The following is a 22698-nucleotide window of genomic DNA, read 5'->3' on the forward strand; positions in this document are numbered from 1 at the left end:
TTAGAGTAAGTGAGCACTGATACCGAGGAGACGATGTGAACCTTGACGAGTATCGGAGCGCCGCCAGGACCTGGCTGGCCGAGAACGCCGGCCGCACCGACGACGCCAGAGAGTTCATGGCCAGGCTCTACGACGCCGGATACTCGGGCATCACCTGGCCCGAGCGGTGGGGAGGCCAGGGCCTCACCCAGGCGGAGGAGCGGGCGTTCGGCGCCGAGGCCCGCGTCTACACGCTGCCGACCTACATCTTCTCCATCGGCCTCGGCATGTGCGGGCCCACGCTCCTCGACAGGGGCAGCGACGCCCAGCGCGAGCGGTTCATCAGACCTCTGCTGCGTGGCGAGGAGGTCTGGTGCCAGCTGTTCTCCGAGCCCGGCGCGGGCAGCGACGTGGCCAGCCTGCAGACGCGTGCCGTACGCGACGGTGACAGCTGGGTCGTCAACGGGCAGAAGGTGTGGACCTCCGTCGCCCAGATCGCCGACTGGGGCCTGCTGCTGACCAGGACCGACGTCGAGGTGCCCAAGCACAAGGGCCTGACGATGTTCGTCGTCGACATGCACCACCCCGGCGTCACCGTCAGGCCGCTCAAGGACATGACCGGGCGCGCCCACTTCAACGAGGTCTTCTTCGACGACGTGACGATCCCCGACTCCCATCGGGTCGGCGAGGTCAACGACGGCTGGAGCGTGGCGGTGACGACGCTGCTGCACGAGCGGCTGTCGATCTCCGCGGGCGTCGGCATGGGGGGCGGCGTCGACTGGATGGCCGAGCTGCGCCAGGTCGTGGACACCAGCGACCCCTACGTCCGCGACCAGCTCGTCGAGCTGCACATCCGCACCCGCGCGCTGTCGCTGTTCAACCAGCGCCTCGCCCAGGAGACCAGGGCGGGCATCTTCCCCGGCGCGAGGGGGAGCGCGGCCAAGCTGCTGCTGGCCGAGCTCACGCTCTTCCAGGCCGACGTGGCCACGTCACTCGTCGGCCCCGAGGCCGTGGTGGACGAGCGGCTCTGCCACGCCATCTCCCTGGCCCCCGCCATGGCGCTGGGCGGCGGCACGAACGAGATCATGCGCAACATCGTCGGCGAGCGTGTGCTCAACCTGCCGCCCGAGCCGAGAGTGGACAAGACCGTGCCGTTCAAGGACCTGAAGGTGGGGACGCAGGGGTGAAGCTCGTACTCGGCGAGGAGCAGCGGGAGCTGCGCGCCACCGTCAGATCCTTCATGGAGACCGTCTCGCCGCGCGAGGGCCACTCACCCGCCGTCCACGCCCGGCTCAACGGGGAGCTCGGCCTGTCCGGGCTGATCATCCCCGAGGAATACGGCGGAACGGGCGCGGGCATGACCGAGCTCGCCGTCGTGCTGGAGGAGGCGGGCGCGGCGCTGCTGCCTGGCCCCTTCCTCGCCAACGCGCTGGCCGCGATCACGCTGACCCGCCTGCCCGACAAGGAACTGCTCACCGCTGTCGCCGAGGGACGCGTCACGGCCACGGTCGCGCCGCTGGCCGGCGGCAGCTCCCTGGCCGCCTCCCGGGACGGCGAGGCGCTCGTGGAGGGCAGGCTGCCGCAGGTGCTCAACGCGGCCGAGGCCGACGTGCTGCTCGCGCCCGTCACCCGCCGCGACGGCGTCGCGCTGGTCGCGATCGACCTGACCGACCAGGGCGTCACCCGCCGCCCGCTGGCCGCGCTCGACGAGACCAGGAGCATGGCCGAGGTCGTGCTCACGGGCGTCAGGGGCAGGGTGCTCGGCTCGCCACCCGACGCCGTCGCGCTGGAGTCGGCGTGGACCCTGTTCTCCGTCGCCCTCGCCGCCGAGCAGCTGGGCGTCATGCGGGCCTGCCTCGACGCCATCGTCGGCTACGCCAAGATCCGCGTCGCCTTCGGCCGCTACATCGGCTCCTACCAGGGCGTCAAGCACAAGCTCGCCGACATGCACTGCAAGCTCGAACAGGCCGAGTCCATCGTCCGCTACGCCGCGTGGGCCGCCGACGAGTCGCCCGGCGAGCTGCCGCAGGCCGCCGCCCTCGCGCAGGCCTACATCGGCAGGGCCTGCTTCGAGGTGGCCCGCGACCACCTGCTCCTGCACGGCGGCATCGGGTTCACCTGGGAGCACGACGCGCACCTCTACTACAAGCGGGCCAAGACCGACGAGGTCCTGCTCGGCCCGCCCCGCACGCACCGAGAGCGGCTGGCCGACCTGCTGGAGCTGTGATGAACGGGTTCTACGAGATAGCCAAGTCCGATCCCGAACGCCTGGCCGTGGTCGAGCCGAGGACCACCTACGGCGAGTTGCTCGCCCGCGTCAACCAGGTCGCCAACGGCCTGCGCGCCAGAGGCCTCGGCACCGGCGACGTGGTGGCGGCGGTGCTGCGCAACGGCGTCGAGCAGGTCGTCATGCTCATGGCGACCGGGCAGATCGGCCTCTACTTCGTGCCGATCAACTGGCACCTCACCACGGCCGAGATCGACTACATCGTCGGCGACTGCGACGCGAAGGTCGTCGTCAGAGGAGCCGAGGACGTGGCCGCGCTGGCCGAGGGCCGGCCGTCCACCGATCCCGAGGGCCGTACCGCCGGCGCGGTCATGTGGTACACCTCGGGCACCACGGGCTTTCCCAAGGGCGTGCAGCGCCCGCTGCCGGGAGCCGAGCCCGAGGCCATCCTGCCGCTGTACGCGTGGTTCCTCGGCGAGGTCGTCGACCTCAAGGCGGGCGAGGGCGTGCACCTGGTCACCTCGCCGATGTATCACTCGGCGCCGTGCGCGCACACGCAGTTCGCGCTGCATCTCGGGCACACGCTGGTCATCGCGCCGCGCTTCGAGCCCGAGCCGATCCTGGAGCTGATCGACAGGCACCGGGTCACCAACGCGATGATGGTGCCCACCATGTTCCACCGGATGCTGCTCCTACCGGAGGAGGTCAGGAAGAGGTACGACCTGTCCTCGCTCCAGCAGGTGATCCACACCGCCGCGGCCTGCCCTGTCGCGGTCAAGAAGGCGATCATGGACTGGTGGGGCCCGGTGCTCTACGAGTACTACGGTTCGACCGAGTCGACCATCGCCTTCTCCGTCAAGCCGCACGACTGGCTGGCCAGGCCGGGCACGGTCGGCAGGCCCGCGCCCACCTTCGAGGCGAAGATCCTCGACGAGCAGGGCAGGGAGCTGCCCCAGGGCGAGCCCGGCATGATCTACGTCAAGTCGGGCCTCGGCACCTTCGAGTACCGCAAGGACCCCGCCAAGACCGCCTCCAGCATGCGCGGCGAGTGGTACACCCCCGGCGACATCGGCTTCCTCGACAAGGACGGCTTCCTGTTCCTGTGCGACAGGCGCACCGACCTGATCATCTCGGGCGGGGTCAACATCTATCCTGCCGAGATCGAGGCCGCCCTGCTCGAACATCCGGCGGTCGCCGACACCGTGGTCATCGGCGTGCCGGACGAGGAATGGGGTCACAACGTGGTGGCGCTGGTGCAGCCGCACGCGGAGGTCACGGAGGAGGAGCTGCTGGCCCACCTGGAGCCGAGGATCGCCAGGTTCAAGCACCCGAAGGTCATCGAGTTCCGCGCGGAACTGCCACGGACGCCGACGGGGAAGCTGTCGCGCTCGAAGGTGCGGGAGGAGTATCTGGCGACCCTCGAGTGATCACGCGCTCGACGTGCTCCACGGCCGAGGGGCGGACGGGTTACGACTCGGGCCTGGTCTCACGCTGACCGGCCGCCTACCGCTCGCTGACCGCCCTGCGATAGCGCTCCGACAGCTCGCGGACCGCGTCGGCCAGCTCCGGCGGCTCGATGACCTCGAAGTCGACGCCGAGCAGGCCGATCCACACCGCGATACCGGTGAGGTCGTCGCCGCCGACGTGCGCGATCGAGGTGTGCTCGTCGACGGGCTCGAACTCCATCCCGGTCGGCAGGCCGCGCATCCGCTCGGCGGACGCGTGCACCAGCAGCTTCGCCCGGTAACGCCACATCGCGGTGTTGAGGCCGCGCTCCACGTGCTCGGCCACGTCGAAGGGCAGCTCCCGTGGGGTGAACCGGGGGCCGTTCGGGGTGCGGACGGTGATCCTGTCGACCCTGAACGTCCGCCAGTCGCGCCGCTCGACGTCCCACGCCAGCAGGTACCAACGGCCGCGCCGGTGCACCAGCCGGTACGGCTCGGCGTCACGCCTGCTGGCGGTGCCGTCATGACCGGTGTAGTCGAAGCGCAGCCGCTCGTGGTCGCGCGCGGCGTTGGCGACCGTGGTCAGCACCTCGGGCGGCACCGAGGGCGCCGCGCCGGGGATCTGCACGGTGTAGGCGTTGAGCGCGCCCACCCTGCGCCGCAGCTTGGCCGGCAGCACCTGCTCCAGCTTGGCCAGCGCTCGCACCGAGCTCTCCTCGATGCCCGCCACGCCGCCGCCGGCCGCCCTGCCCAGGCCGACCGCCACCGCGACCGCCTCCTCGTCGTCGAGCAGCAGCGGAGGCAGTGCGGCGCCCGCCCCGAGACGGTAGCCGCCCGCCACGCCCGGTGTGGCGTGCACCGGGTAGCCGAGGGTGCGCAGGCGCTCCATGTCGTTGCGCACCGTCCGGGTCGTCACGCCCAGGCGGGCGGCCAGCTCCGGGCCTGACCACTCCCTGTGCGCCTGGAGCAGCGAGAGCAGCTTGAGCAGGCGGGCCGAGGTTTCCAGCATGAACCCAGTGTGCCGCCTAACGCGGAACGACCGCTTCCGTAATCACCACGATCTTGCCGAGGAGGTGGCCTTCCTCGCTCAGCCGGTGGGCGTCGGCCGCGCTCTCCAGCGGGAAGACGCGGGCGATCGGCATGCGCACGCTCCCCGACTCCACCACGTCCCTGACCGGTGCGGGATCGGTGCCGCCCGTGGAGAAGCGCACCCCGAACTCGCCCGCGGCCGGGTCGGCGATCGTGACGACCTTGTCCGCGTCGCCGGTCAGCCGCACCGAGTCGGCGAGCACGCCCCTGCCGGACGCGTCCAGCACCGCGTCCACCGGGCCGACCCTGTCCGCCCACCCTTCGCCGTAGGTGACGGGGGTGACGCCGAGGTCGCGCAGGAACGCGTGGTGGCTCTCGCCTGCCGTGCCGACGACCTCGACGCCCCTCGCTCGGGCCAGCTGCGCGGCGACCAGGCCGACGCCGCCCGCCACCGCGTGGATCAGCAGCCGGCCGGGCTCGACGCCGAGCTCGGCCAGCGTCCTGGCGGCGGTCTCCGCCGCCACGGGCAGCGCCGCGGCCTCCTCGTAGGTGAGATGGTCCGGCTTGGCGAGCAGCTCGGCCGGGTCGGCGAGCACGTGGTCGGCCAGGCCGCCGGTCGGGACCCTGCCGAACACCGGCTGCCCCACCCGCCAGCCCGCCACGTCCTCGCCGAGCGCGTCGATCGTGCCGGAGACCTCGATCCCCGTGCCGGCCGGGCCCTCCAGCGGGACGACCATGTACCCCTTGCGGAACTTCCAGTCGAGGGCGTTCACCGCGGCGGCCTTCACCGCGATCCTGACCTGGCCGGGTCCCGGCGCGGGGATGGTCACCTCGTCGACGGTGAGCACGTCAGCCTCGCCGTACTCGCGGTAGCGGACGGCGCGCGAGGTGGCCAGGAGGACCGCCTTGCCCACCAGCGCTCGCCCCTCGATCGCGGCGTGCGCGTCCGCCGCCCTGTCCAGGGGTACGGCCAGCCCGATCGTCGGCGTGATCCCGGCGTTGAAGGTCCGCTCGGCGAGGAGCGTGAACTCCTCCGGCGTGAACTGGACCTGCTCCATGCCCCTGACGGTGATCCCGCGCCTGTCCGCCTCGGCCGCGTCGAAGGAGGCGGGGCCGCCCGCCATGACGCCGTAGGCGAAGAACCTGCCGCCGGGCGCGGTCAGCTCGAACGCCCGCGCGCCCTGCTCGCCGCCGACACCGTCGAAGACCACGTCGAACCGGCCCTGCCCGGCCTGCTCGGTGCGCGGCGCCTGCTCGGTGTGAGCCGCGCCGACGAGCTCGGCTCGCCGCCGCTTGGCCGTACTGGACGCCATGGCCGTGACCTCGGCGCCCGCCGCCGCGGCCAGCTCCACCAGCATCAGGCCGAGCCCGCCGCCCGCGCCGGTGACCAGCACCCTGGCGCCTGGCTTCAGCTCCGCGGCGTCGATGAGGCTGAGCGCGGCAGGGCCCACCTGCAGCAGCGCGGCCGCGTCGCGCAGCGGCAGCGCGTCGGGCACGGGCACCAGCGCCTCCACCTCGGCCAGCGCCTGCTCGGCGTACCCGCCGCCGACCATCGCGGCCACCCTGCGCCCCCGCCACGAGGGATCCACGCCCTCGCCGACCGACAGCACGTGCCCCGCCACCCCGGTGCCTGGCACGAACGGCGGCTCGGCACCGAACCACTCCCTGCCCCAACCGGCGCGCAGCTGCGCCTCCACCGAAAGGACGTCGGCCGCGGCCACCCCAACAACGACCTGCCCAGGTCGCGCGACCGGGTCGTGGACCTCGCGCGCCCGCAGAACGTCTGGACCGCCGAACCTGGTGACCTCGATAACCTTCATGCCGAGGAGTATCGGACCTCAAGTTCGCTTCAGGTCAAGCTCGGCTAACCGAAGAGCTTCTGGGCCTGCTGGATGAGCGTCAGCACGGTCAGCGACCCGAAGAAGGCAATCGACCAGACCAGTGCCGCAAGCCGGTAGGTACGCACCTTGATCGGCCCCGGCAGCGCCCGCCTGTTGAGGACGATCAGCAGGATCGAGTACACGAACATCATCCCCGCGGCGAAGCACGCCGAGAGCACCAGCAGGATCAGCGGCTGGTCGAAGCCCGCCAGCAGGACCGCGATCCCGACCAGCGTCATCGCCCAGACGACGAGGAAGTAGACCCTGTTGATCGAGACCGGCCGGTCGCGCAGGTAGACCGTCTTGAGCACGTCGGAGGCGAGCCTGCTGGTGTAGTCGACGATGCCCATCGCCGAGGCGAACAGCGACAGCGCGCCGATCACCCAGAACAGCACGCCGAACCACGCGCCGACCGTGGCCGACAGCGCCTCGCCCTCCACCTTGAGGAAGCCGATGCTGTTGGCCAGCCCCGCCTTACCGAAGACCGTGGAGTAGGCCAGCATCGACATCAGCGCGATCGTCACGAACGACACCACCGCGAACGTCGAGGCCTGCTCCACGTTCGCGAAGCGCCACCAGGCCCGCCACCTCGCGAGGTTCTCCTTCGTCGGCGCGAACTGGAAGCCGGTCGACGAGGCGGCCTCCTCGTGGCCGGTGACCGGGCTGACCAGGCGGGGCACGTAGTGGCCCATGCCCAGGCCCTTGTCGCGGATCCAGTTGCTCTGGCACAGGTTCTGCCCGCCGCCCGCGCCCGCGTAGGCGATGGCGCCCATCAGCAGCGCGAACTCCAGCGGCGGAACCGGCAGGCGCGCGCCCACCGTGAGACCCCTGCCCAACGCCACCCACGCGTCCGCGTTGATCGCGAACAGCACGGCCACCACGATCAGCGTGACCACCAGCGCGATCTTGACGAAGATCACGCGCTCCAGCATGGTGTAGATGACCGGTGCCAGCGTCAGCCCGAGCGCGATCACCAGGAGCATGCCGATCGCGATGAAGCGGACGCTGCCGCCCGTCAGGTAGGTGACCATCGTCGCGGAGGTCGTCACCCAGCCGGGCCACAGGTTCGACAGCAGCGTCATGACGACGAAGACGGCGCCCCAGTGCTTCCAGAACCGGCTGAAGCCGGTCAGCGCGGTCTCGCCCGTGGCCAGCGTGTACCGCTCGATCTCCATGTTGAGGAACCACTGCGTGATGATGCCGATCAGCGCGCCCCAGATGAAGACCAGGCCGACCTGCGAGGCGATGTAGGGCCAGAGGATGAACTCGCCGGAAGCGAGCCCCACTCCCGCACCGACGAGCCCCGGCCCGATGAGCCGCCACCTCGAGGTGGGCGGGTCCGGCAGATCCCTGACAGTGACCGGAGGTAGGACACGCTCCGGCACGGTAGGCGTGAACACAGCTGCTCTCTACCCGATCAACACCACATATTCACCATTCCTGGTAAAACCCGTGATCCGCCCGCCGTCCGCCATCAGCCCTCCCAGCACCTCTCGCGTCGCGAGCCGCCACGCTTTCGCCGCCGACGGGTCGTCGCGGCGCAGCGCCTCGATGTCGGCGGGCGTGCCGACCAGCGCCACGGGCCCCTTCACCTGGCCCCTGACCGGGAGGCGGTCCTCCTCCTCCAGCACCACCACGCCCTGGTACGGCCCGCCCGGTGCCTCCTGCTCCTTCACCAGCCACTCGACCACCAGCCGGTCCGACTCGTCGCCCTCGTTGATCGCGTCCGCCATGGCGCCGTAGAAGCTCTCCACGTACTCGATGGGGCGCGCGCCGAGCTTGGCGAGGTTGAAGTAGGCGTTGCGGCGCACGAGCGGGTCGAAGGTCCAGGTGATGCGGTCGATGCCGCGTTCGGCGCACCAGGCGCGCTGGTGCGTCTTGAGCGCGTGGCCGATGCCCCTGCCCGGCGCGGCGCCCGTGACGTGGGAGTGCAGGGTGTTGCCCTCGGCGAGAATGCCCACCGACGCGCCGACCAGTGTGCCGCCCTCGTAGGCGCCCGCGACGTAGCTTCCTGTGTGGGAGAAGACCCGCATCAGCTCGACGGTGACAGGAGGGTTGGCGGGTTCGGGGTGCCAGATCTCGTCGAACAGCCTGAACACCTCGGCGAACTCGTCGATGCGGCGCAGCTCGCGCACCACCACCCGGGCTCTCCTCACCTCTGGAAATCTATCCGAGCCCACGCGCACCACACCCGTGCGGCGGCGGATTCGCCGAGGCGCGGGGTCCGGGGAGGTCTTTCGGGGGAAGGGCGGCCGGACCGCGTCCGACCGGCCGCGCCATCGTGTCCCGGGTGGGGCGGGGTCAGGAGGCCAGCACCGCGGCCACCAGGGCCCGCAACAGCCGCGTCCGCCCCGGCATCTCCGCCACGACCACGTGCTCGTGGTCGGCGTGCGCGCCGCCGCCCACCCCGCCGAGCCCGTCCAGCGTCGGCACGCCGAGCCCCGCGGTGAAGTTGCCGTCCGAGGCCCCGCCCACCGACGCCGACGTCAGCGCCCCGAGCCCCAGCTCCTCGGCCAGCCGCACCGCCACGGCGAACAGCTCCGCCGACAGCGCCGCCTCCATCGGCGGCCGGTTCGGACCGCCGCTCACCTCCAGCCGCGTCCCCTTCACCTGCGGTGACAGCGCCCGCATGAGCGTGTCCACCCTCGCCTGGGCGGTCAGCGTCGGCACCCGCACGTCCACGCCGACGCGTGCGAGGGCGGGCACCGTGTTCACCGTCGTCCCTCCGGCCAGCACCGTCGGCGTGACCGTCGTCCCCGTGACCGGCTCACCCGAGTCGACGAGTTCGGCCACCCCGGCGATCGTGAGGATCTGGTGGGCGAGCTCGATCCCGGCGTTGGCCCCGTTCCACGGTTCGAGCCCGGCGTGCGCCGCCTTGCCGTACACCGTGACCGTGTAGTCGGAGGTGCCCTTGCGCGCGGTCTTGAGCGCACCGCCGTCCGCGCTGGCCTCCAGCACGAACGTGGCCGCCAGGCCGCGGGCGGAGTCCTCGATCAGGGCGCGCGACGTGACCGAGCCGACCTCCTCGTCGCCGGTGACCAGCACGCAGACGCCGTCGAGTGAGCCGAGCCCGGCCAGCGCGTGGAACATCTGCACCAGCCCCGACTTCATGTCGAAGACACCCGGCCCGCGCGCGATCCCGTCGACGACCGACCACGGGTGGGTGGCCAGCGTCCCCATCGGCCAGACGGTGTCGTGGTGGCCGAGCAGCAGCACCTTGGGCGTGCCGAAGCTCCACCGCAGGTGCGCGACGCCGTCGACGACGATCGTCTCCGGTTGCGCGCCCAGGTGGCGGGCGCCCATCGCGGCGACCACCTTCGCGCTGCGCGCCACCGCCTCCAGATCGCTGGAGAAGGATTCGCAGCTGACCAGTTCCTCGAGATCGTCGATCACGCCAGGGCCTTTCCGAACAGGCGGTGCACGTTGCCGCCGACGATCTTGTGGACGTCCGCCTCGGGCAGCCCGCGCGCCAGCAGCCCCTCGGTGACCAGCGGCAGGCCGCTGGGCCCTTCCAGTCCGGGTACGGAGGCCCCGACGTCGAGACCCGTGGAGGTGACGTTCTCGCAGCACGGGGGAGTGAGGTCGCGCCTGACCTCGTCCATGAAGTCGGGCCCGAGGCCGACGTGGTCGATCCCGGCGACGCCCGCGATGTGCTCGATGTGGTCGAGCACATGGTCGAGCGTGGCCTCGCGGGCGTTCTCGGTGAGGAAGGCGGCCAGGAAGTTGACGCCGATCACGCCCCCGGTCCCGGCCACGCCCCTGAGCTGCTCGTCGGTGAGGTTGCGGTGGTGGTCGCGCAGGGCGCGCGCGGACGAGTGCGTGGCCATGACCGGCTTGGTCGCCAGCTCGAGCACGTGCGCCACGCCCGAGGCGCCCAGGTGGGAGACGTCGAACAGGATGCCCAGCCGTTCCATCTCCTTCAGCGCCTCGACGCCGTGGGAGGTGAGCCCGCTGCCCGTGGCGTCCTCGCCGCTGCCGTCGGCCAGCGGTGTGCGGCCCCAGTGGGCGATCGAGGCGATCCGCACGCCGAGCCTGTGCACGGTCGGGATCAGCTCCACGCTGGCGTCGATGCCGGGCATGCTCTCCATCGCCAGCACCAGCGCGATCCTGCCGGCGTCGACGGCCGCGTCGATCTGCGCGGCGTCGGTGCACAGCGCCACCTCGTCCGGGTTGCCCTCGGCGATCACGTGCGCGCACTCGATCATCCGCAGCGTCTGCCTGAGCGAGCCCTCCGGACGGTACTCCGACGAGATGAACACCGGCAGCACCTGCAGGTTCACCTTGCCGGTCCGCAGCTGCGGCAGCCATTGGGCGCGGAAGAACTCCGCCCACCGGTCCGGCGGTCTCGCCGAGACCGCCATCAGCAGATCGTTGTGCGTGTCAGCCACCACATGCGACGTCATGCCGAAGACGTTATCCGGTAGGCGGGCAGCGGCGGGAGGGCGGTGAGCCTGCGATACAGCGTCGTGGGCCCCGGCCAGTTGTTGGTGACCCGACCCTCGGCGGTCTTGTACCAGCTCCGGCAGCCGTTGTTCCACACCATCCGCTCCATCGCGGCGGCCAGTTGCCTGCGCCAGGCCGCCATGGCCTCGGGCCTGACCTCCATGGGCCCGTTCCTCTCCACGTACGGCAGGCACGCCATGACGTGCCGCACCTGACATTCGATCATGAAGACGATGGAGTTGTGGCCGAGGTTGGTGTTCGGGCCGTAGAGCAGGAACAGGTTGGGGAAGTTCGGCACCGCGATGCCGAGATAGGCCTCGGCGCCGTCCTTCCACTGCTCGGCGAGCGAGATCCCGCCCAGCCCGGTGAACGTGATCGGCTGCAGGAACTCGGTGGACCTGAAGCCGGTGGCGTAGATGATCGTGTCGGCCTCGCGCACCCCCTCGATGGTCTCCACGCCCTTCGGGGTGATCCTGGTGATCGGGTCGGTGACGACGTCGACGTTGGGCCGGGTGAGGGCGGGGTAGAACGAGCTGTCGATGATCACCCTCTTGCAGCCGACGGGGAAGGCGGGGGTGAGCTTCGCGCGCAGGTCCTGATCGGCGACCTGGGCGTGCAGGTGGCCGAGCGCCCGCTTCTCCAGCAGGCCGGCGCTCCAGCCCTGGGCGAGGGCGGGGTAGAGGGTGCCCTCGGCGTACCGGTAGATCCACTCGCGGTAGGCGCGCTGGAGACCGGGAACCAGGCGGAAGGCGAGCGTGGTCCTGGGGCCGAAGGTGGCGTCCGGCTTGGGGATGACCCAGTTGGGGGTGCGCTGGAAGACGTCGAGGTGGCCGACCAGCGGCTGGATGCGAGGGATGAACTGCGCGGCGGACGAGCCGTTGCCGATCACCGCCACGCGGTGGCCGGTCAGATCGTGGTCGTGGTTCCATCGGGCGCTGTGGAAGGCCACGCCCCCAAAGCCATCAATTCCCGAAATTTCGGGATATGAGGGGCGGTTCAGTTGCCCGACGCACGACACCACGACGTCGAACTCCTCGCTTCCCTCGCCGGTGGTGACCTGCCAGTGGCGGCCGTCGAAGGCGGCGGAGACGACCTCGGTATTGAGCCGGATCTTCGACCTGACGCGGTATTTGTCGGCGCACATGTCGAGATAGGCGAGAATTTCCGGCTGTTCGGGATAGCGGCGGGTCCAGCTCGCGTACTTCTCGAAGGAATACGAATACAGGTGGGAGGGAATGTCGCAGCCCGCTCCCGGATAGCTGTTGTCGCGCCAGGTGCCGCCGAGCTCGCCCGCCTTCTCGTAGACCGTGTAGGAGCCGATCCCCGCGCGTTCCAGCCTGATCGCCATGCACAGACCGCCGAACCCCGCACCGATGATCGCGACCCTCATGCGCCCCTCCACAGATGTCAGGATCCACTTACGGTAGGCGGCGCTCGTTCACGTGTCGAGGTGGCTGAACCGGTAGTCTGCGCAGGTGACGCTGGCAGACGTGATCAACCTGTTCGAGGCCGCCTATCCGCCGGAAAGGGCCGAGTCGTGGGACGCGGTCGGCCTGGTCTGCGGAGATCCCGCCCAGTCCGTGCGGCGGGTGCTGTTCGCCGTCGATCCCGTGCCCGTCGTCGCGGAGGAGGCGCTCGACTGGGGAGCCGACCTGATCGTCGTCCACCACCCCCTCTACCTGCGCGGCACCACCAGCGTCGCCGCGACCACCTACAAGGGGCGGCTGATCCACGACCTGATCCGCAACGACGTCGCCCTCTACACCGCCCACACCAACGCCGACGTCGCCAACCCCGGCGTCTCCGACGCGCTGGCCCGCGCCGTCGGCCTGGCCGGCGACCTGGTGCCGCTGCAGCCGTTCGCCGACGACCCGTGGCGCGGCCTCGGCCGCGTCGGCGACCTGTCCCGCACGATGACGCTCGGTGAGTTCGCCGAGCAGGCCCTCGCGGGGCTGCCCACGACCTCGTGGGGCCTGCGCGTCGCGGGCGACCCGTCCAGGCCCGTCAAGCGGGTGGCCGTCAGCGGCGGCTCGGGAGACTCCCTCCTCGGTACGGCACGCGCCGCCGAAGTCGACGTCTTCCTCACCGCCGACCTGCGCCATCACCCCGCAAGCGAGTTCGTCGAGGCAGGCGGCCCCGCCCTGGTCGACGCCGCCCACTGGGCCACCGAGTGGCCATGGCTCGACAGCGCGGCGTCCATCCTGAGCTCCAGTGGCGTTAACGTTGAGACGCGCGTCTCCGCCACGGTCACCGATGCTTGGACAAGAGGATATTGATCATGAAAGCAGCCCCTGCCGAACAGAAACGACTGCTCGACCTGGCCGAGCTCGACTCCGCTGCCGACCGCCTAGCGCACCGCCGTCGCACGCTGCCCGAGCTGGCCGAGATCGACGAGCAGTCGAAGCGCTTCGCCCAGCTGGCCACCCAGGTGATCGCCGCCGAGACCGAGGCCGGTGACCTGGCCCGCGAGCAGACCAAGGCGGAGAGCGACGTCGACACCGTGCGCACCCGCGCCGAGCGCGACCAGAAGCGCCTCGACTCCGGCATGGTCACCTCGCCGAAGGACCTGTCCAGCCTGCAGTCCGAGATCGCCTCGCTGCACCGCCGCCAGGGTGACCTGGAGGAGGTCGTGCTGGAGATCATGGAGCGGCGTGAGGCCATCGAGTCCAAGGCCGCCGACCTGATCGCCCAGCGCGACGAGATCGCCGCCACCCGCGGCGCCGCCGAGGACCGCCGCGACGCCGCCCTCGCCGAGATCGACAAGGAGGCCGCCGACGTCGAGGGCCGCCGCTCGCGCGTCGCCACCGAGATCCCTGCCGACCTGCTCGCCCTGTACGAGAAGCTGCGCGGCCAGTACGGCGTGGGCGCCGCCATGCTGCACGGCGGCCGGTGCATGGGCTGCAAGGTGACGCTCTCGATCGCCGACATGAACCGCATCAAGGCCGCGCCCCACGACGAGGTGCTGCGCTGCGAGGAGTGCCGCCGCATCCTCGTCCGCACCCCCGAGTCCGGCATCTGACCCCAGGCCCCCCGCCTCGGCCTTCAGCGATCAAGGAGCAGTCATGAGCACGACCTCGTACCTCATCGAGGCCGACGGCGGGTCGAGGGGCAACCCCGGTCCAGCCGGCTACGGGGCCGTCGTCATGGACGCCGCCGACCGTCAGGTCCTCGTCGAGGTGGCCGAGGCGATCGGCGTGGCCACCAACAACGTCGCCGAGTACCGCGGCCTGATCGCGGGGCTCACCTCGGTACTCGAACTCGGCGGCGAAGGGGCCTCCGTCGAGGTCCGCATGGACTCCAAGCTCGCCATCGAGCAGATGGCCGGCCGCTGGAAGATCAAGAACGAGGGGCTCAGGCCGCTCGCCATCGAGGCGCAGGCCCTGGCTAGGCGGCTGCGGGTCACCGGCTGGACCTGGATCCCCCGCGAGCGCAACAAGCACGCCGACCGCCTGGCCAACGAGGCGATGGACGCGGCCGCCAAGGGGCTGGCGTGGAAGGCGGGCGGCGTCGCCGTACCGGTGGCGGGCACGGCGGGCGGCGGCGAGGCCGGTCCGCCGGGCGGCGAGCGGAAGGCGCGCGCGCCGAAGGCGGGCGATCAGACCGACCTGCTCGACCTGTCGGCCCCGACCGCCTCGCTGGTCACCCAGCAGGCCACCAAGGGCACCGGCTGGGGCCCCGCCACCAGGGTCGCCACCTCGCTGCTCCTGCTGCGTCACGGCGAGACCCCGCTGTCGGCCGAACGCCGCTTCTCGGGCCTCGGCGACGCCGAGCTCACCGCGAACGGCCTGGCCCAGGCGGCTGCGGCCGCGCGCAGGCTGGCGGCTCCGCCGTACCGGATCGATGTGATCGTCAGCTCCCCGCTCAAGCGGGCCCGGCAGACCGCCGAGGCGGTCGCGGGGCTCGTCGGCGTCGAGGTCGAGGTGGACGAAGGCCTCAGGGAGACCGATTTCGGCGCCTGGGAAGGTCGCACGTTCACGGAGATCCAGCGTGAGTGGCCGGACGAGCTGGCCGCCTGGCTGGCCGACCCCAGCGTCTCACCGCCCCAGGGGGAGAGCTTCGACGAGGTGGCCCGGCGGGTCGAGGAGGCCAGGGACCGGCTGATCGAGCGCTACGAAGGCAAGACCGTGCTCGTCGTCTCCCACGTCACGCCGATCAAGACGCTGCTCAGGCTCGCGCTGCTCGCGCCACCCGAGGCCCTGTACCGCATGCACCTCGACCTGGCGTGCCTGTCGCTGATCGACTTCTACGCCGACGGTCCCGCCGTGGTGAAGGCGTTCAACGACATCTCCCACCTGCGCTGACCCCGGTCACGGCCCGGCCGGGCCCGATGCCGCGAGGTTCACCGGGCACGACCGGGCCGTGGGCACCGTCCCCTTCAGACGATGACCGCTCCATCGGATCTAGCGAGGGGACTGCCGGGTTTACCCGGCAGGGGAATCGCTTCCCTGAGATGGTTTCTGTGTTCGAAACGGGCAGGGCTTGTCCGTCGCCGACCTCAGCCGAGGGAAGCGAGAAGCTGCTCTCTTCAGGGAGCGGAGGAGTCACCACATCCCCGCGCTCTTGCCAATGGGTTGGAGGCGGTTTGGGATGCGATAATCTCGCTGGAGACGAGCCGGCCGGGCGACCGCGTCGAGCCTCCTCACGGAGGCTCGCCGAGGAAGGTCCGGGCTCCACAGGGCAGGGTGGTCGGTAACGCCGACCCGGGGCGACCCGCGGGACAGTGCCACAGAGAGCAGACCGCCTCCCGGATACCCGGGAGGTAAGGGTGAAAGGGTGGTGTAAGAGACCACCAGCGCCCACGGCGACGTGGGCGGCTAGGTAAACCCCACCCGGAGCAAGGTCAAGAAGGGACGCTCCGCCAGGAGCGTTCCGCGCGCGGCGTTCGAGGACTGCCCGTCCGAGCCGCGCGGGTAGACCGCTTGAGGCCGCCGGCAACGGCGGTCCTAGATGGATGGTCGCCCCTTCGTTCGCGAAGGACAGAACCCGGCCTACAGGCCGGCTCGTCTCTCCATCGATGACCTCCAGTGACGCCACGGTGGCGCCCACGGCGGGCGCAGCCGCCGCACGGCGTGCACCCCCAGGATGTACGCCACGACGGTCGCGACCAGCACCATCCACAGGTAAGCCACTCCCGGCTCAGCCCCTACGCAGCCGGATTCCCGGCAGGTCACGATCTATGGGCGGACTGTCTCTTATAGGGTCCTTTTCATGACCATCACCGACCTCGCCGATCTGCGGTTGGCCACTACGAACGCGGCGGCTCTGTGGAAGGCGCTGGGCGACGTGCGCGGCTGCGACGTGGTTCAGCGGCCCGGGTTCGTCGGCGTCGGGGGCGACGAGCGAGCCGGGTTGCGGATCGTCCTCCAGTCTCCCGCGCCCGGCGAGGACGACGTCGCCGAGCTGACCGAGCTGGCCGGGGGCTGGACCCGCGGACCCGTGCTCGTCGAGGACTCCTACGGCGTCGTCGACATGAGCGCGATCGGGCTGGAGCCCCGCCACCTGCCCGTCATGATCCGCAGGCCGGGTGAGGCCCTGCCGCCCGCCGCTCTGGAGGTCGTCAGGGTCGAGACGGAAGACCAGCTGGCGACCGCCGAGCGGATCGTGATCCAGGGCTTCCCGCTGTCCCGCTTCCAGCCGCACCACCCCCGGCAGGCCTTCCCCGCGGCGCTCCTGGGCCACGACGGCGTCGAACTGTTCCTCGTGGAGAAGGACGGCGAGCCCGCCGGCGCGTGCGTGACGGTCGCCGACGGCACGGTGGGCGGGCTCTACTGGGTGACCACCCTGCCCCAGTTCCGCTCGCGCGGGATCGGGCGGTCGCTCATGCACGCGGTGCTCGGCGGCCTGCTGAAGGACCTGCCGGTCACACTGACGTCGGCGAAGGCGGGCAAGCCGCTCTACGACTCGCTCGGCTTCACCACCATCACACAGTCCACGTGGTGGTCGTCGCCGTGATCTCGGGCGGGGCCGTCTAGCGGGCGGCCCAGTCCGCCAGGATCGCCGCCTCCTTCTCGCGGGCGATGCCGTGGACGTTCTTCCTGCCGAACACCCGCTCGCCGACCGGGATCTCCCGCAGCCACTCCCAGGTGTCCCTGACGGTCTCGGCCACGGTACGGCAGCGCAGCCCCGCCGCCTCGGCCTTCGCCGTGGAGATCGTCCAGAAGTTGGCCATCTCGGGCTTGGGCGGCGCCCACAGCGGCAGCTCCATCCAGACGCCGACCTCGTGGTCGAGCAGGAACTGGTCGTCCACCCACACGAACTCCGCGTCCGAGCCCGTGACCTGCCTGCACAGCTCCAGCCACTCGCCGTAGGTGGTGTTGCCCGCGGGCCCCGTGACCATGAAGCGGTCGCTGACGCCCTTCTCCGCCTGGTCGAGGGTGAAGATCGCGATGTCGCGCGCGTCGATCAGCTGCATCGCCACCGAGGGGTCGCCGGGAGCCAGGACCTGGCCGCCGCGCTCGATCCTGGTCAGCCACCACGGCAGCCTGGCGACGTTCTCGTAGGGGCCGAGGATGAGGCCCGGCTGGACGATCAGCGTGTTGCCCTCGAAGCCCTGCTCCACCGCGCGCTCGCAGCCCGCCTTGAGCACGCCGTAGTCGCCGTCCTCGGGCCCGGCGTCGGGCTCGCAGTCCCACAGGCCCGACTCGTCGGTCGCGGGCTCGGCGGGAAAGTCGCGCACCGCCGAGACCGTCGAGATGAAGGCGTAGGTGTCCGCGTGCCCCGACAGCAGGCGCGCGGACCGGCCCGCCACGCGCGGCACGTACGCCGAGGTGTCCACGACGATGTCCCAGCGCCGCCCCTCCACCAGGCGCTCCAGGTCCTCCGCCGACTCCCTGTCGCCGTGGACGGCCTCGACGCCCGGCACGTCAGGGTAACTCTGTCCCCTGTTGAACGTCGTGACCTCGTGCCCGCGCGCGAGCGCCTCCGACACGATCGCGCGGCCGACGAACGCTGACCCTCCGATGATCAGAACTCTCATGAGAGCATTCTTCGGGTACGGCACGCGATTCGCCCCATCTCTTCACCGAGAGCGTAGGCAGGCGTCACGGCCCTTCCTCCGCCGGGACCAGAGCCCCGCCGGCCGCCGCCTCGGCGAGCGAGGGGACGGGCAGGATGTGCACCCTCGCGGAGGGGATGTCGAAGTAGAGCCCCACCAGCTCCAGCGATCCCGCCGCCACCTGCTCGGCGACCTTCCTGTGCGTGCGCAGGTTCTCCAGCTGCTGGATCACGTTCACCCTGCACAGCCGGTCGAGCGGGCCGGTGTCGCTGCCGTCGCTGTCGGTGTGGACGAACCTGGCCAGGCTGTGGGCGCCGTGCCGCAACCACCGCCGCAGCCCCGGCAGGCTGCCCGCCTTCTCCCCGGCTGACAGCAGCCCCACCATGGCCCCGCACCCTGAATGGCCGCACACCGTGATCGTCCGCACGCCCAGCACCTGTGTCGCGTACTCGATCGCCGCCGACACCGAGTCGTCGTGCGGCTGCGCGCCGTACCGGGGGACGAGGTTGCCGATGTTGCGCACCACGAACAGGTCGCCTGGACCGCTGGCGGTGATGAGCGTCGGCACGATGCGGGAGTCCGCGCACGTGATGAACAGGTGCGTCGGCTGCTGCTTGCGCGCCAGCTCGGTGAAGATGGGCCGCATCCGCGGCGCCGTACGCCGGTGGAACTCGCGCGCGCCCACGGTCAGCTCGCACTCGGCGGGACCGCCCTGCTCGGGCACGGCCGAGCCCCTGCCCCTGCGGCGGTGCGCCCACGGCAGCCACCAGCGCTCGTGCGCCTTGGGCGGCGTCTTGGCGGGGAACATCCGATGGCCGCTGGCGGCCAGGCTGTACCACTCGTCGTGCAGCTCGTCGATGTCGACGCTGCCGCCCGAGCGCTCGTGCTTGAGCCGCCACGAGTGCAGCGTCTCGAACGCGGCGTTGTCCATGAAGTCGATGTCGAGGTCGAGGTCGACGGGCACGCCGGGCGGGATCGCGCGCAGCTCGTCGGTGAGCCTGGGCACGCCGAGGAAGGTGAGCGACCCCGAGATCGTCACGTGCCGCCGCCCGCCTGGCTCCTGCCGTACGTGCACGGAGACCCAGGTGAGCCGCCGCAACGCCAGCATGACGGCCAGCGCCAGCCCGAACAGCACCCCTTCGGCCAGGCCGAGCACGACCACGCCCGCCAGCGTGACCAGGTACACGGGCACCTCGCCGTGGCCGTGGACCTTCCGCACGTGACCCAGGTTGATCATCTGCAGGCCGATGAAGGCCAGCAGCGCGGCCAGCGCCTCCAGCGGGATCAGCCGGATCGCCCAGCCGAAGGACAGGACGAAGACCAGCACCCACACCCCGTGCAGGACGGTCGACCAGCGGCTGCGGGCGCCCGCCTGGACGTTCGTGGTGCTGCGCACGATCACGCCCGCGGTGGGCAGCCCGCCGAGCAGGCCCGACACCATATTGGCCAGGCCCTGCCCTCGCAGCTCCTTGTCCAGGTCGGTGCGTGGCCCGTCGTGCTGGCCGTCGATGGCGACCGAGCACAGCAGCGACTCCACGCCCGCCAGCAGCGCCACCAGCATGACCGCGGCGAGGATGCCATGCCAGTCGCCCTCGGGCAGCACGGGCGGCGCCCACTGCAGCAGGCCGCCGGGCAGGTCCACCCTGGTGACGTCCCAGCCGAACACCGCCGCCGCGATCGAGGCGAGCAGCAGCGCGGCCAGCGGCGCCGGGATCACGCGGACCCCGCGAGGCAGCCACTTCCACACCAGCAGCACGCCGATCGTGATCAGCCCGACGGCCGCCGCGTGATTGTGCAGGTTCACCACCTGCGCGGGCAGCTCGATCAGGTTGTCGATGGCCGCGCTCTGCGGGCTGCCGCCGAGCACCACGTGCATCTGCGACAGCGCGATCACCGCGCCCACGCCCGCGAGCATGCCGTGGATGACGGCAGGGGAGACGGCCAGCGCCACGCGGGCCGCCTTGAAGGCGCCGAGCACCAGCTGCACCACACCGGCCATCACCGTGATCATGCAGGTGGCCCGCCACCCGAAGGTGTGCACGAGGTCGGCCACCACCAGCGACAGGCCCGCGGCCGGCCCGCTCACCTGTACGGCGGAGCCGCCGAACAGGCCCGCCACCACGCCGCCGACGACCGCGGCGATCAGCCCGGCGGCCAGTGGCGCGCCGGAGGCGACGGCGATTCCGAGTGACAGTGGGACCGCGACGAGGAACACCACCAGCGACGCGGGCACATCATGTCGAAGGGCAGTCAGTCCGTTACTCTGAGTGTCCACCACCAGACTGTATCGGCTGACAGTCCGCCAAATGGGCCGTTAAGAGAGGCCTTTACGATCAACGGTAATAGTCGGGGTAGTCCTGCTCCGGGGAGCGATGGTGGCTGCCCCTGCGCCCCTGCTTGGCCGGCTCGGTCGTCTCCGGCTGGCCGTACATCTCGCCGTAGGAGGGCCAGCTGGCGTTCGCGGCGGGCGTCTCCGGCCACGCGGCGGGCGACGCGGGCGCTGCGTTGGGAGCCGCCTGCGGCTGCTCCTGCTGCTCGTAGGAGGGCGACGGGTACTGGCCGCCAGCGCCGCCCAGCGTGCCGTCGTACGGCGTGACCGTCCTGCCCGGCGCGGTGGGCGTCGTGGACGCGGGCGTCGGCCCGGTCGTCAGCGCGTCGTCGTCGGGGGCGGCCCAGCCGGAGCGCACCTCGTAGGAGCTGGGGTAGGCGGCGGCGGGAGCGGTGGGCTGCGTGTAGGTCTCGAACGCCGGCCACGACGAGGTGGGGGCGGGGCCGTCGAGGACGTCATGGGCGGGGGCCGCGGACCACGAGCCGGAGTTCGGACCGGCGGCCGGCTGCGGCGACTGCCACGTCGTCTCGGCGTCGGCGGAGCCGTAGGCGGGGAACGGGTCGCTCGTCGGCGCGCCGTGGATCGGGGCGGCGGGGGCCGCGGGGAAGGAGCCGCTGTTGGTGACGGCGGGGAACGATCCGCTGCCGAAGGCGGAGAAGGAACCGCTGTTCGGCTGCGGCTCCGGCTGGCGCGGCGGCACAGGCTGACGCGGGGGAACCGGCTTGGCGCCCGCGCCCAGGATGCTCATCACGTCGGGCGTCGGGGCGGCGAAGGTCACCGTGCGCTGGTCGGCCAGGTCGGAGGCCGAGGGCGCGGGGCGGGGCTCTGGCCTCGGCGCCGGCTCTACCAGATCGGCCAGCGGGCTCTTGTCGGCCGCCGCGGCGGCACGGGCGGCGGCCCTGCTCGACCGGCTGGACCTGCCCGACCTGGCGGCCGGGGCGGGGACAGGAGCCGGAGCCGGGGGAGCGGCGGCGGGCGCCGCGTCGGCGGCGGGCCGCGGCGGCAGCGGGAGCTGGACCGTGCGTTCCATGGACGGGTCGGCCATGGGACGCTCGGGCTCGACGGGCCTGCTGGCCGCCATGCGCGCCTTGACCGTGCCGCCCGCGCCGAAGCCGCCCTCGGTGGCCTCGTTGCGGATGTTGGCCCAGAACTCCTCGTCGTCGTCGGCGTCGGCGCCGTTGCCCCACTCGTCGACGCCGCGCTTGCCGCGCTGGCCCGTGCGGACCGGCTTGGGCTGCTTGTGCTGGTCGATGGGGCTGAAGTCGGGGCTGAAGTTGACCATGCGAGGTTCGTGCGCGGCGAACTCGTCCGTCGAACGGATCTGGGTCATCTCCTCCTTCTCCGCCATCGCTTTCAGTCGCTCCGGCGGGAGCGAACTCTCCCGCTTGTTCATCGAACGCATGCCCAGTGCCACGACTACGAGCACGAGGAGCACGACGGCGACGAGAACCAATACGACCGCAGTCATTGCACCACCCTCAAGGCCATGGCCTGCCAGCGGCGTCGGTGAGATCGCGCGGCCATCGACGCGATCTGCCCCCTTTGATCACCAACGCACAGCGAACGGATCTGATTGTGTCGGACCACTATGAGCGTTGTCACACCCAAAGTGAAGAATCGGTAACCATTACTACCGGCAGCGTTTGCGTCATCACTCGATGTGCACCGCCGTCAGGCGTCCACGCGCGATGGTCTGGTCGGCGATCATCTTCAGGACGTCGGGGAGGGAGGCTCTCCCCGTGCCCTCGAGCCGCCCGCTCAACGCGTAGACGCTGAACCGATAGCTTCCGGCTTTGTCGCAGGGCGGCTCGTAGCCGACCTTCGTGCTGGTCACCGCCGCCTGGCCGGCCTCCTTCGGCAGGTCGGACGAGGCGTCCTCGCCGAGCTCGGTCGTGCGCGGGTCGATGTTGTAGACCACCCAGTGCACGGCCGGGTTGGCGGAGCCGGTGTCGTCGACCACGATCGCGATCGACTTGGCACGGGACAGCACGTCGCTCGACCAGCGCAGCGGCGGGCTCTTCTTGGTGCCGTGACAGGAATATTCCGACGGCAGGGGAGTGTTGTCGCGCAGCCTCGAGCTGCTGACGTTGATCTCCCTGATCTCCCTGGCGGGGCCGTTCAGGATGCCGCAGCCGGACACGCCGAGCGCCAGCGCGGCCACCATCCCGATGACAGTGACGCGCCCTGCGCGCGTGTACGTGTTCGGCTGCCCCATGCCGGACGATGCTACGCGCCTGTCGGTGGTGCGCCGACCGGTTCGGGAGGTTCGGTCGAGAGGAAAGCCGTTGAAATCTGTAATAATCGGGGCATCGAAGGGTGACCTTGGACACAATCGTGGCCCTCGCGCTTCATCCCGCGCCTCGATGACCGGC

General features: G+C 71.1%; 18 protein-coding genes and 1 other RNA gene. 8 read left to right on the top strand and 11 right to left on the bottom strand.

The features are described 5' to 3' along the window. Positions 1-35 precede the first annotated feature (35 nt). Genes AB0B45_RS05855 through AB0B45_RS05865 form a run of 3 tightly spaced genes read left to right on the top strand, consistent with a single transcriptional unit; the run spans position 36 to position 3633 of the window. On the top strand, positions 36-1166 hold the full coding sequence (locus AB0B45_RS05855; RefSeq protein WP_358125918.1) for an acyl-CoA dehydrogenase family protein: 1131 nt from the start codon (positions 36-38) through the stop codon (positions 1164-1166). Then, positions 1163-2206, top strand: coding sequence for an acyl-CoA dehydrogenase family protein (locus AB0B45_RS05860; protein ID WP_358125921.1), 1044 nt, complete (start codon positions 1163-1165; stop codon positions 2204-2206). Before AB0B45_RS05855 ends, AB0B45_RS05860 begins: the two co-directional genes overlap by 4 nt. Next, positions 2206-3633 (top strand): AMP-binding protein, encoded by a 1428-nt coding sequence (locus tag AB0B45_RS05865; protein ID WP_358125924.1) that lies wholly within the window; start codon positions 2206-2208, stop codon positions 3631-3633. Before AB0B45_RS05860 ends, AB0B45_RS05865 begins: the two co-directional genes overlap by 1 nt. Before the next feature lie 76 nt (positions 3634-3709). Here the strand turns inward: AB0B45_RS05865 and AB0B45_RS05870 are convergent, their stop codons facing one another. From AB0B45_RS05870 to AB0B45_RS05900, 7 genes are all read right to left on the bottom strand, one after another. Next, positions 3710-4660: a YafY family protein gene (locus AB0B45_RS05870; protein ID WP_358125927.1), complete on the bottom strand. Its 951-nt coding sequence runs from the start codon at positions 4658-4660 to the stop codon at positions 3710-3712. Between the two features lie 16 nt (positions 4661-4676). Further along, positions 4677-6500: a zinc-binding dehydrogenase gene (locus AB0B45_RS05875; protein WP_358125930.1), complete on the bottom strand. Its 1824-nt coding sequence runs from the start codon at positions 6498-6500 to the stop codon at positions 4677-4679. Positions 6501-6544: 44 nt separating this feature from the next. Next, on the bottom strand, positions 6545-7960 hold the full coding sequence (locus tag AB0B45_RS05880; RefSeq protein ID WP_358125933.1) for an Nramp family divalent metal transporter: 1416 nt from the start codon (positions 7958-7960) through the stop codon (positions 6545-6547). A gap of 9 nt (positions 7961-7969) precedes the next feature. Next, entirely contained in the window at positions 7970-8716 is a 747-nt protein-coding gene (locus AB0B45_RS05885) for a GNAT family N-acetyltransferase (protein WP_358125936.1), read from the bottom strand. Between the two features lie 145 nt (positions 8717-8861). Continuing rightward, positions 8862-9953, bottom strand: a complete 1092-nt coding sequence (locus AB0B45_RS05890) for a M20/M25/M40 family metallo-hydrolase (protein ID WP_358125938.1) — start codon at positions 9951-9953, stop codon at positions 8862-8864. After that, positions 9950-10963, bottom strand: coding sequence for a dipeptidase (locus AB0B45_RS05895; protein ID WP_358125941.1), 1014 nt, complete (start codon positions 10961-10963; stop codon positions 9950-9952). The genes AB0B45_RS05890 and AB0B45_RS05895 overlap by 4 nt, the downstream gene beginning before the upstream one ends. Beyond that, on the bottom strand, positions 10960-12393 hold the full coding sequence (locus tag AB0B45_RS05900) for an NAD(P)/FAD-dependent oxidoreductase (protein WP_358125945.1): 1434 nt from the start codon (positions 12391-12393) through the stop codon (positions 10960-10962). The genes AB0B45_RS05895 and AB0B45_RS05900 overlap by 4 nt, the downstream gene beginning before the upstream one ends. Before the next feature lie 85 nt (positions 12394-12478). Between AB0B45_RS05900 and AB0B45_RS05905 the strand changes: the two genes are divergently transcribed. The 5 genes from AB0B45_RS05905 to AB0B45_RS05925 all read left to right on the top strand — a co-directional run bounded on the left by AB0B45_RS05905 (position 12479) and on the right by AB0B45_RS05925 (position 16955). After that, complete coding sequence (locus AB0B45_RS05905) at positions 12479-13279, top strand: Nif3-like dinuclear metal center hexameric protein (RefSeq protein WP_358125948.1); 801 nt, start codon at positions 12479-12481, stop codon at positions 13277-13279. Between the two features lie 2 nt (positions 13280-13281). Next, positions 13282-14022 (top strand): C4-type zinc ribbon domain-containing protein, encoded by a 741-nt coding sequence (locus tag AB0B45_RS05910; protein WP_358125951.1) that lies wholly within the window; start codon positions 13282-13284, stop codon positions 14020-14022. Between the two features lie 43 nt (positions 14023-14065). After that, a complete protein-coding gene (locus AB0B45_RS05915; RefSeq protein ID WP_358125954.1) occupies positions 14066-15304 on the top strand; it encodes a bifunctional RNase H/acid phosphatase in 1239 nt (412 codons plus the stop codon). A 307-nt stretch (positions 15305-15611) separates the two neighbouring features. Beyond that, positions 15612-16010, top strand: an RNA gene (gene rnpB / locus AB0B45_RS05920) — RNase P RNA component class A. A 201-nt stretch (positions 16011-16211) separates the two neighbouring features. After that, positions 16212-16955 carry a GNAT family N-acetyltransferase gene (locus tag AB0B45_RS05925; RefSeq protein ID WP_358125957.1) on the top strand — a complete coding sequence of 248 codons (744 nt, stop codon included), beginning with the start codon at positions 16212-16214 and terminating at the stop codon, positions 16953-16955. A 16-nt stretch (positions 16956-16971) separates the two neighbouring features. Here AB0B45_RS05925 and AB0B45_RS05930 read toward each other — a convergent pair whose 3' ends face one another. The 4 genes from AB0B45_RS05930 to AB0B45_RS05945 form a co-directional block, all read right to left on the bottom strand. Continuing rightward, positions 16972-17979, bottom strand: coding sequence for an NAD-dependent epimerase/dehydratase family protein (locus tag AB0B45_RS05930; RefSeq protein ID WP_358125960.1), 1008 nt, complete (start codon positions 17977-17979; stop codon positions 16972-16974). 64 nt (positions 17980-18043) lie between these two features. Continuing rightward, positions 18044-20272 (bottom strand): bifunctional SulP family inorganic anion transporter/carbonic anhydrase, encoded by a 2229-nt coding sequence (locus AB0B45_RS05935; RefSeq protein WP_358125962.1) that lies wholly within the window; start codon positions 20270-20272, stop codon positions 18044-18046. A gap of 58 nt (positions 20273-20330) precedes the next feature. Then, positions 20331-21794 carry a hypothetical protein gene (locus AB0B45_RS05940; protein WP_358125965.1) on the bottom strand — a complete coding sequence of 488 codons (1464 nt, stop codon included), beginning with the start codon at positions 21792-21794 and terminating at the stop codon, positions 20331-20333. A 183-nt stretch (positions 21795-21977) separates the two neighbouring features. Beyond that, entirely contained in the window at positions 21978-22541 is a 564-nt protein-coding gene (locus AB0B45_RS05945) for a YbhB/YbcL family Raf kinase inhibitor-like protein (protein ID WP_358125968.1), read from the bottom strand. Positions 22542-22698: the final 157 nt, after the last annotated feature.

This window comes from Nonomuraea sp. NPDC049152 (genome assembly GCF_040648355.1).
Lineage (GTDB): Bacteria > Actinomycetota > Actinomycetes > Streptosporangiales > Streptosporangiaceae > Nonomuraea.

Coding starts and splice junctions, on each gene's coding strand:
- AB0B45_RS05865 (WP_358125924.1), top strand. CDS start 2,206: ATGAACGGGTTCTACGAGATAGCCAAGTCCGATCCCGAACGCCTGGCC.
- AB0B45_RS05870 (WP_358125927.1), bottom strand. CDS start 4,660: ATGCTGGAAACCTCGGCCCGCCTGCTCAAGCTGCTCTCGCTGCTCCAG.
- AB0B45_RS05875 (WP_358125930.1), bottom strand. CDS start 6,500: ATGAAGGTTATCGAGGTCACCAGGTTCGGCGGTCCAGACGTTCTGCGG.
- AB0B45_RS05895 (WP_358125941.1), bottom strand. CDS start 10,963: ATGACGTCGCATGTGGTGGCTGACACGCACAACGATCTGCTGATGGCG.
- AB0B45_RS05900 (WP_358125945.1), bottom strand. CDS start 12,393: ATGAGGGTCGCGATCATCGGTGCGGGGTTCGGCGGTCTGTGCATGGCG.
- AB0B45_RS05910 (WP_358125951.1), top strand. CDS start 13,282: ATGAAAGCAGCCCCTGCCGAACAGAAACGACTGCTCGACCTGGCCGAG.
- AB0B45_RS05915 (WP_358125954.1), top strand. CDS start 14,066: ATGAGCACGACCTCGTACCTCATCGAGGCCGACGGCGGGTCGAGGGGC.
- AB0B45_RS05925 (WP_358125957.1), top strand. CDS start 16,212: ATGACCATCACCGACCTCGCCGATCTGCGGTTGGCCACTACGAACGCG.
- AB0B45_RS05930 (WP_358125960.1), bottom strand. CDS start 17,979: ATGAGAGTTCTGATCATCGGAGGGTCAGCGTTCGTCGGCCGCGCGATC.
- AB0B45_RS05940 (WP_358125965.1), bottom strand. CDS start 21,794: ATGACTGCGGTCGTATTGGTTCTCGTCGCCGTCGTGCTCCTCGTGCTC.
- AB0B45_RS05945 (WP_358125968.1), bottom strand. CDS start 22,541: ATGGGGCAGCCGAACACGTACACGCGCGCAGGGCGCGTCACTGTCATC.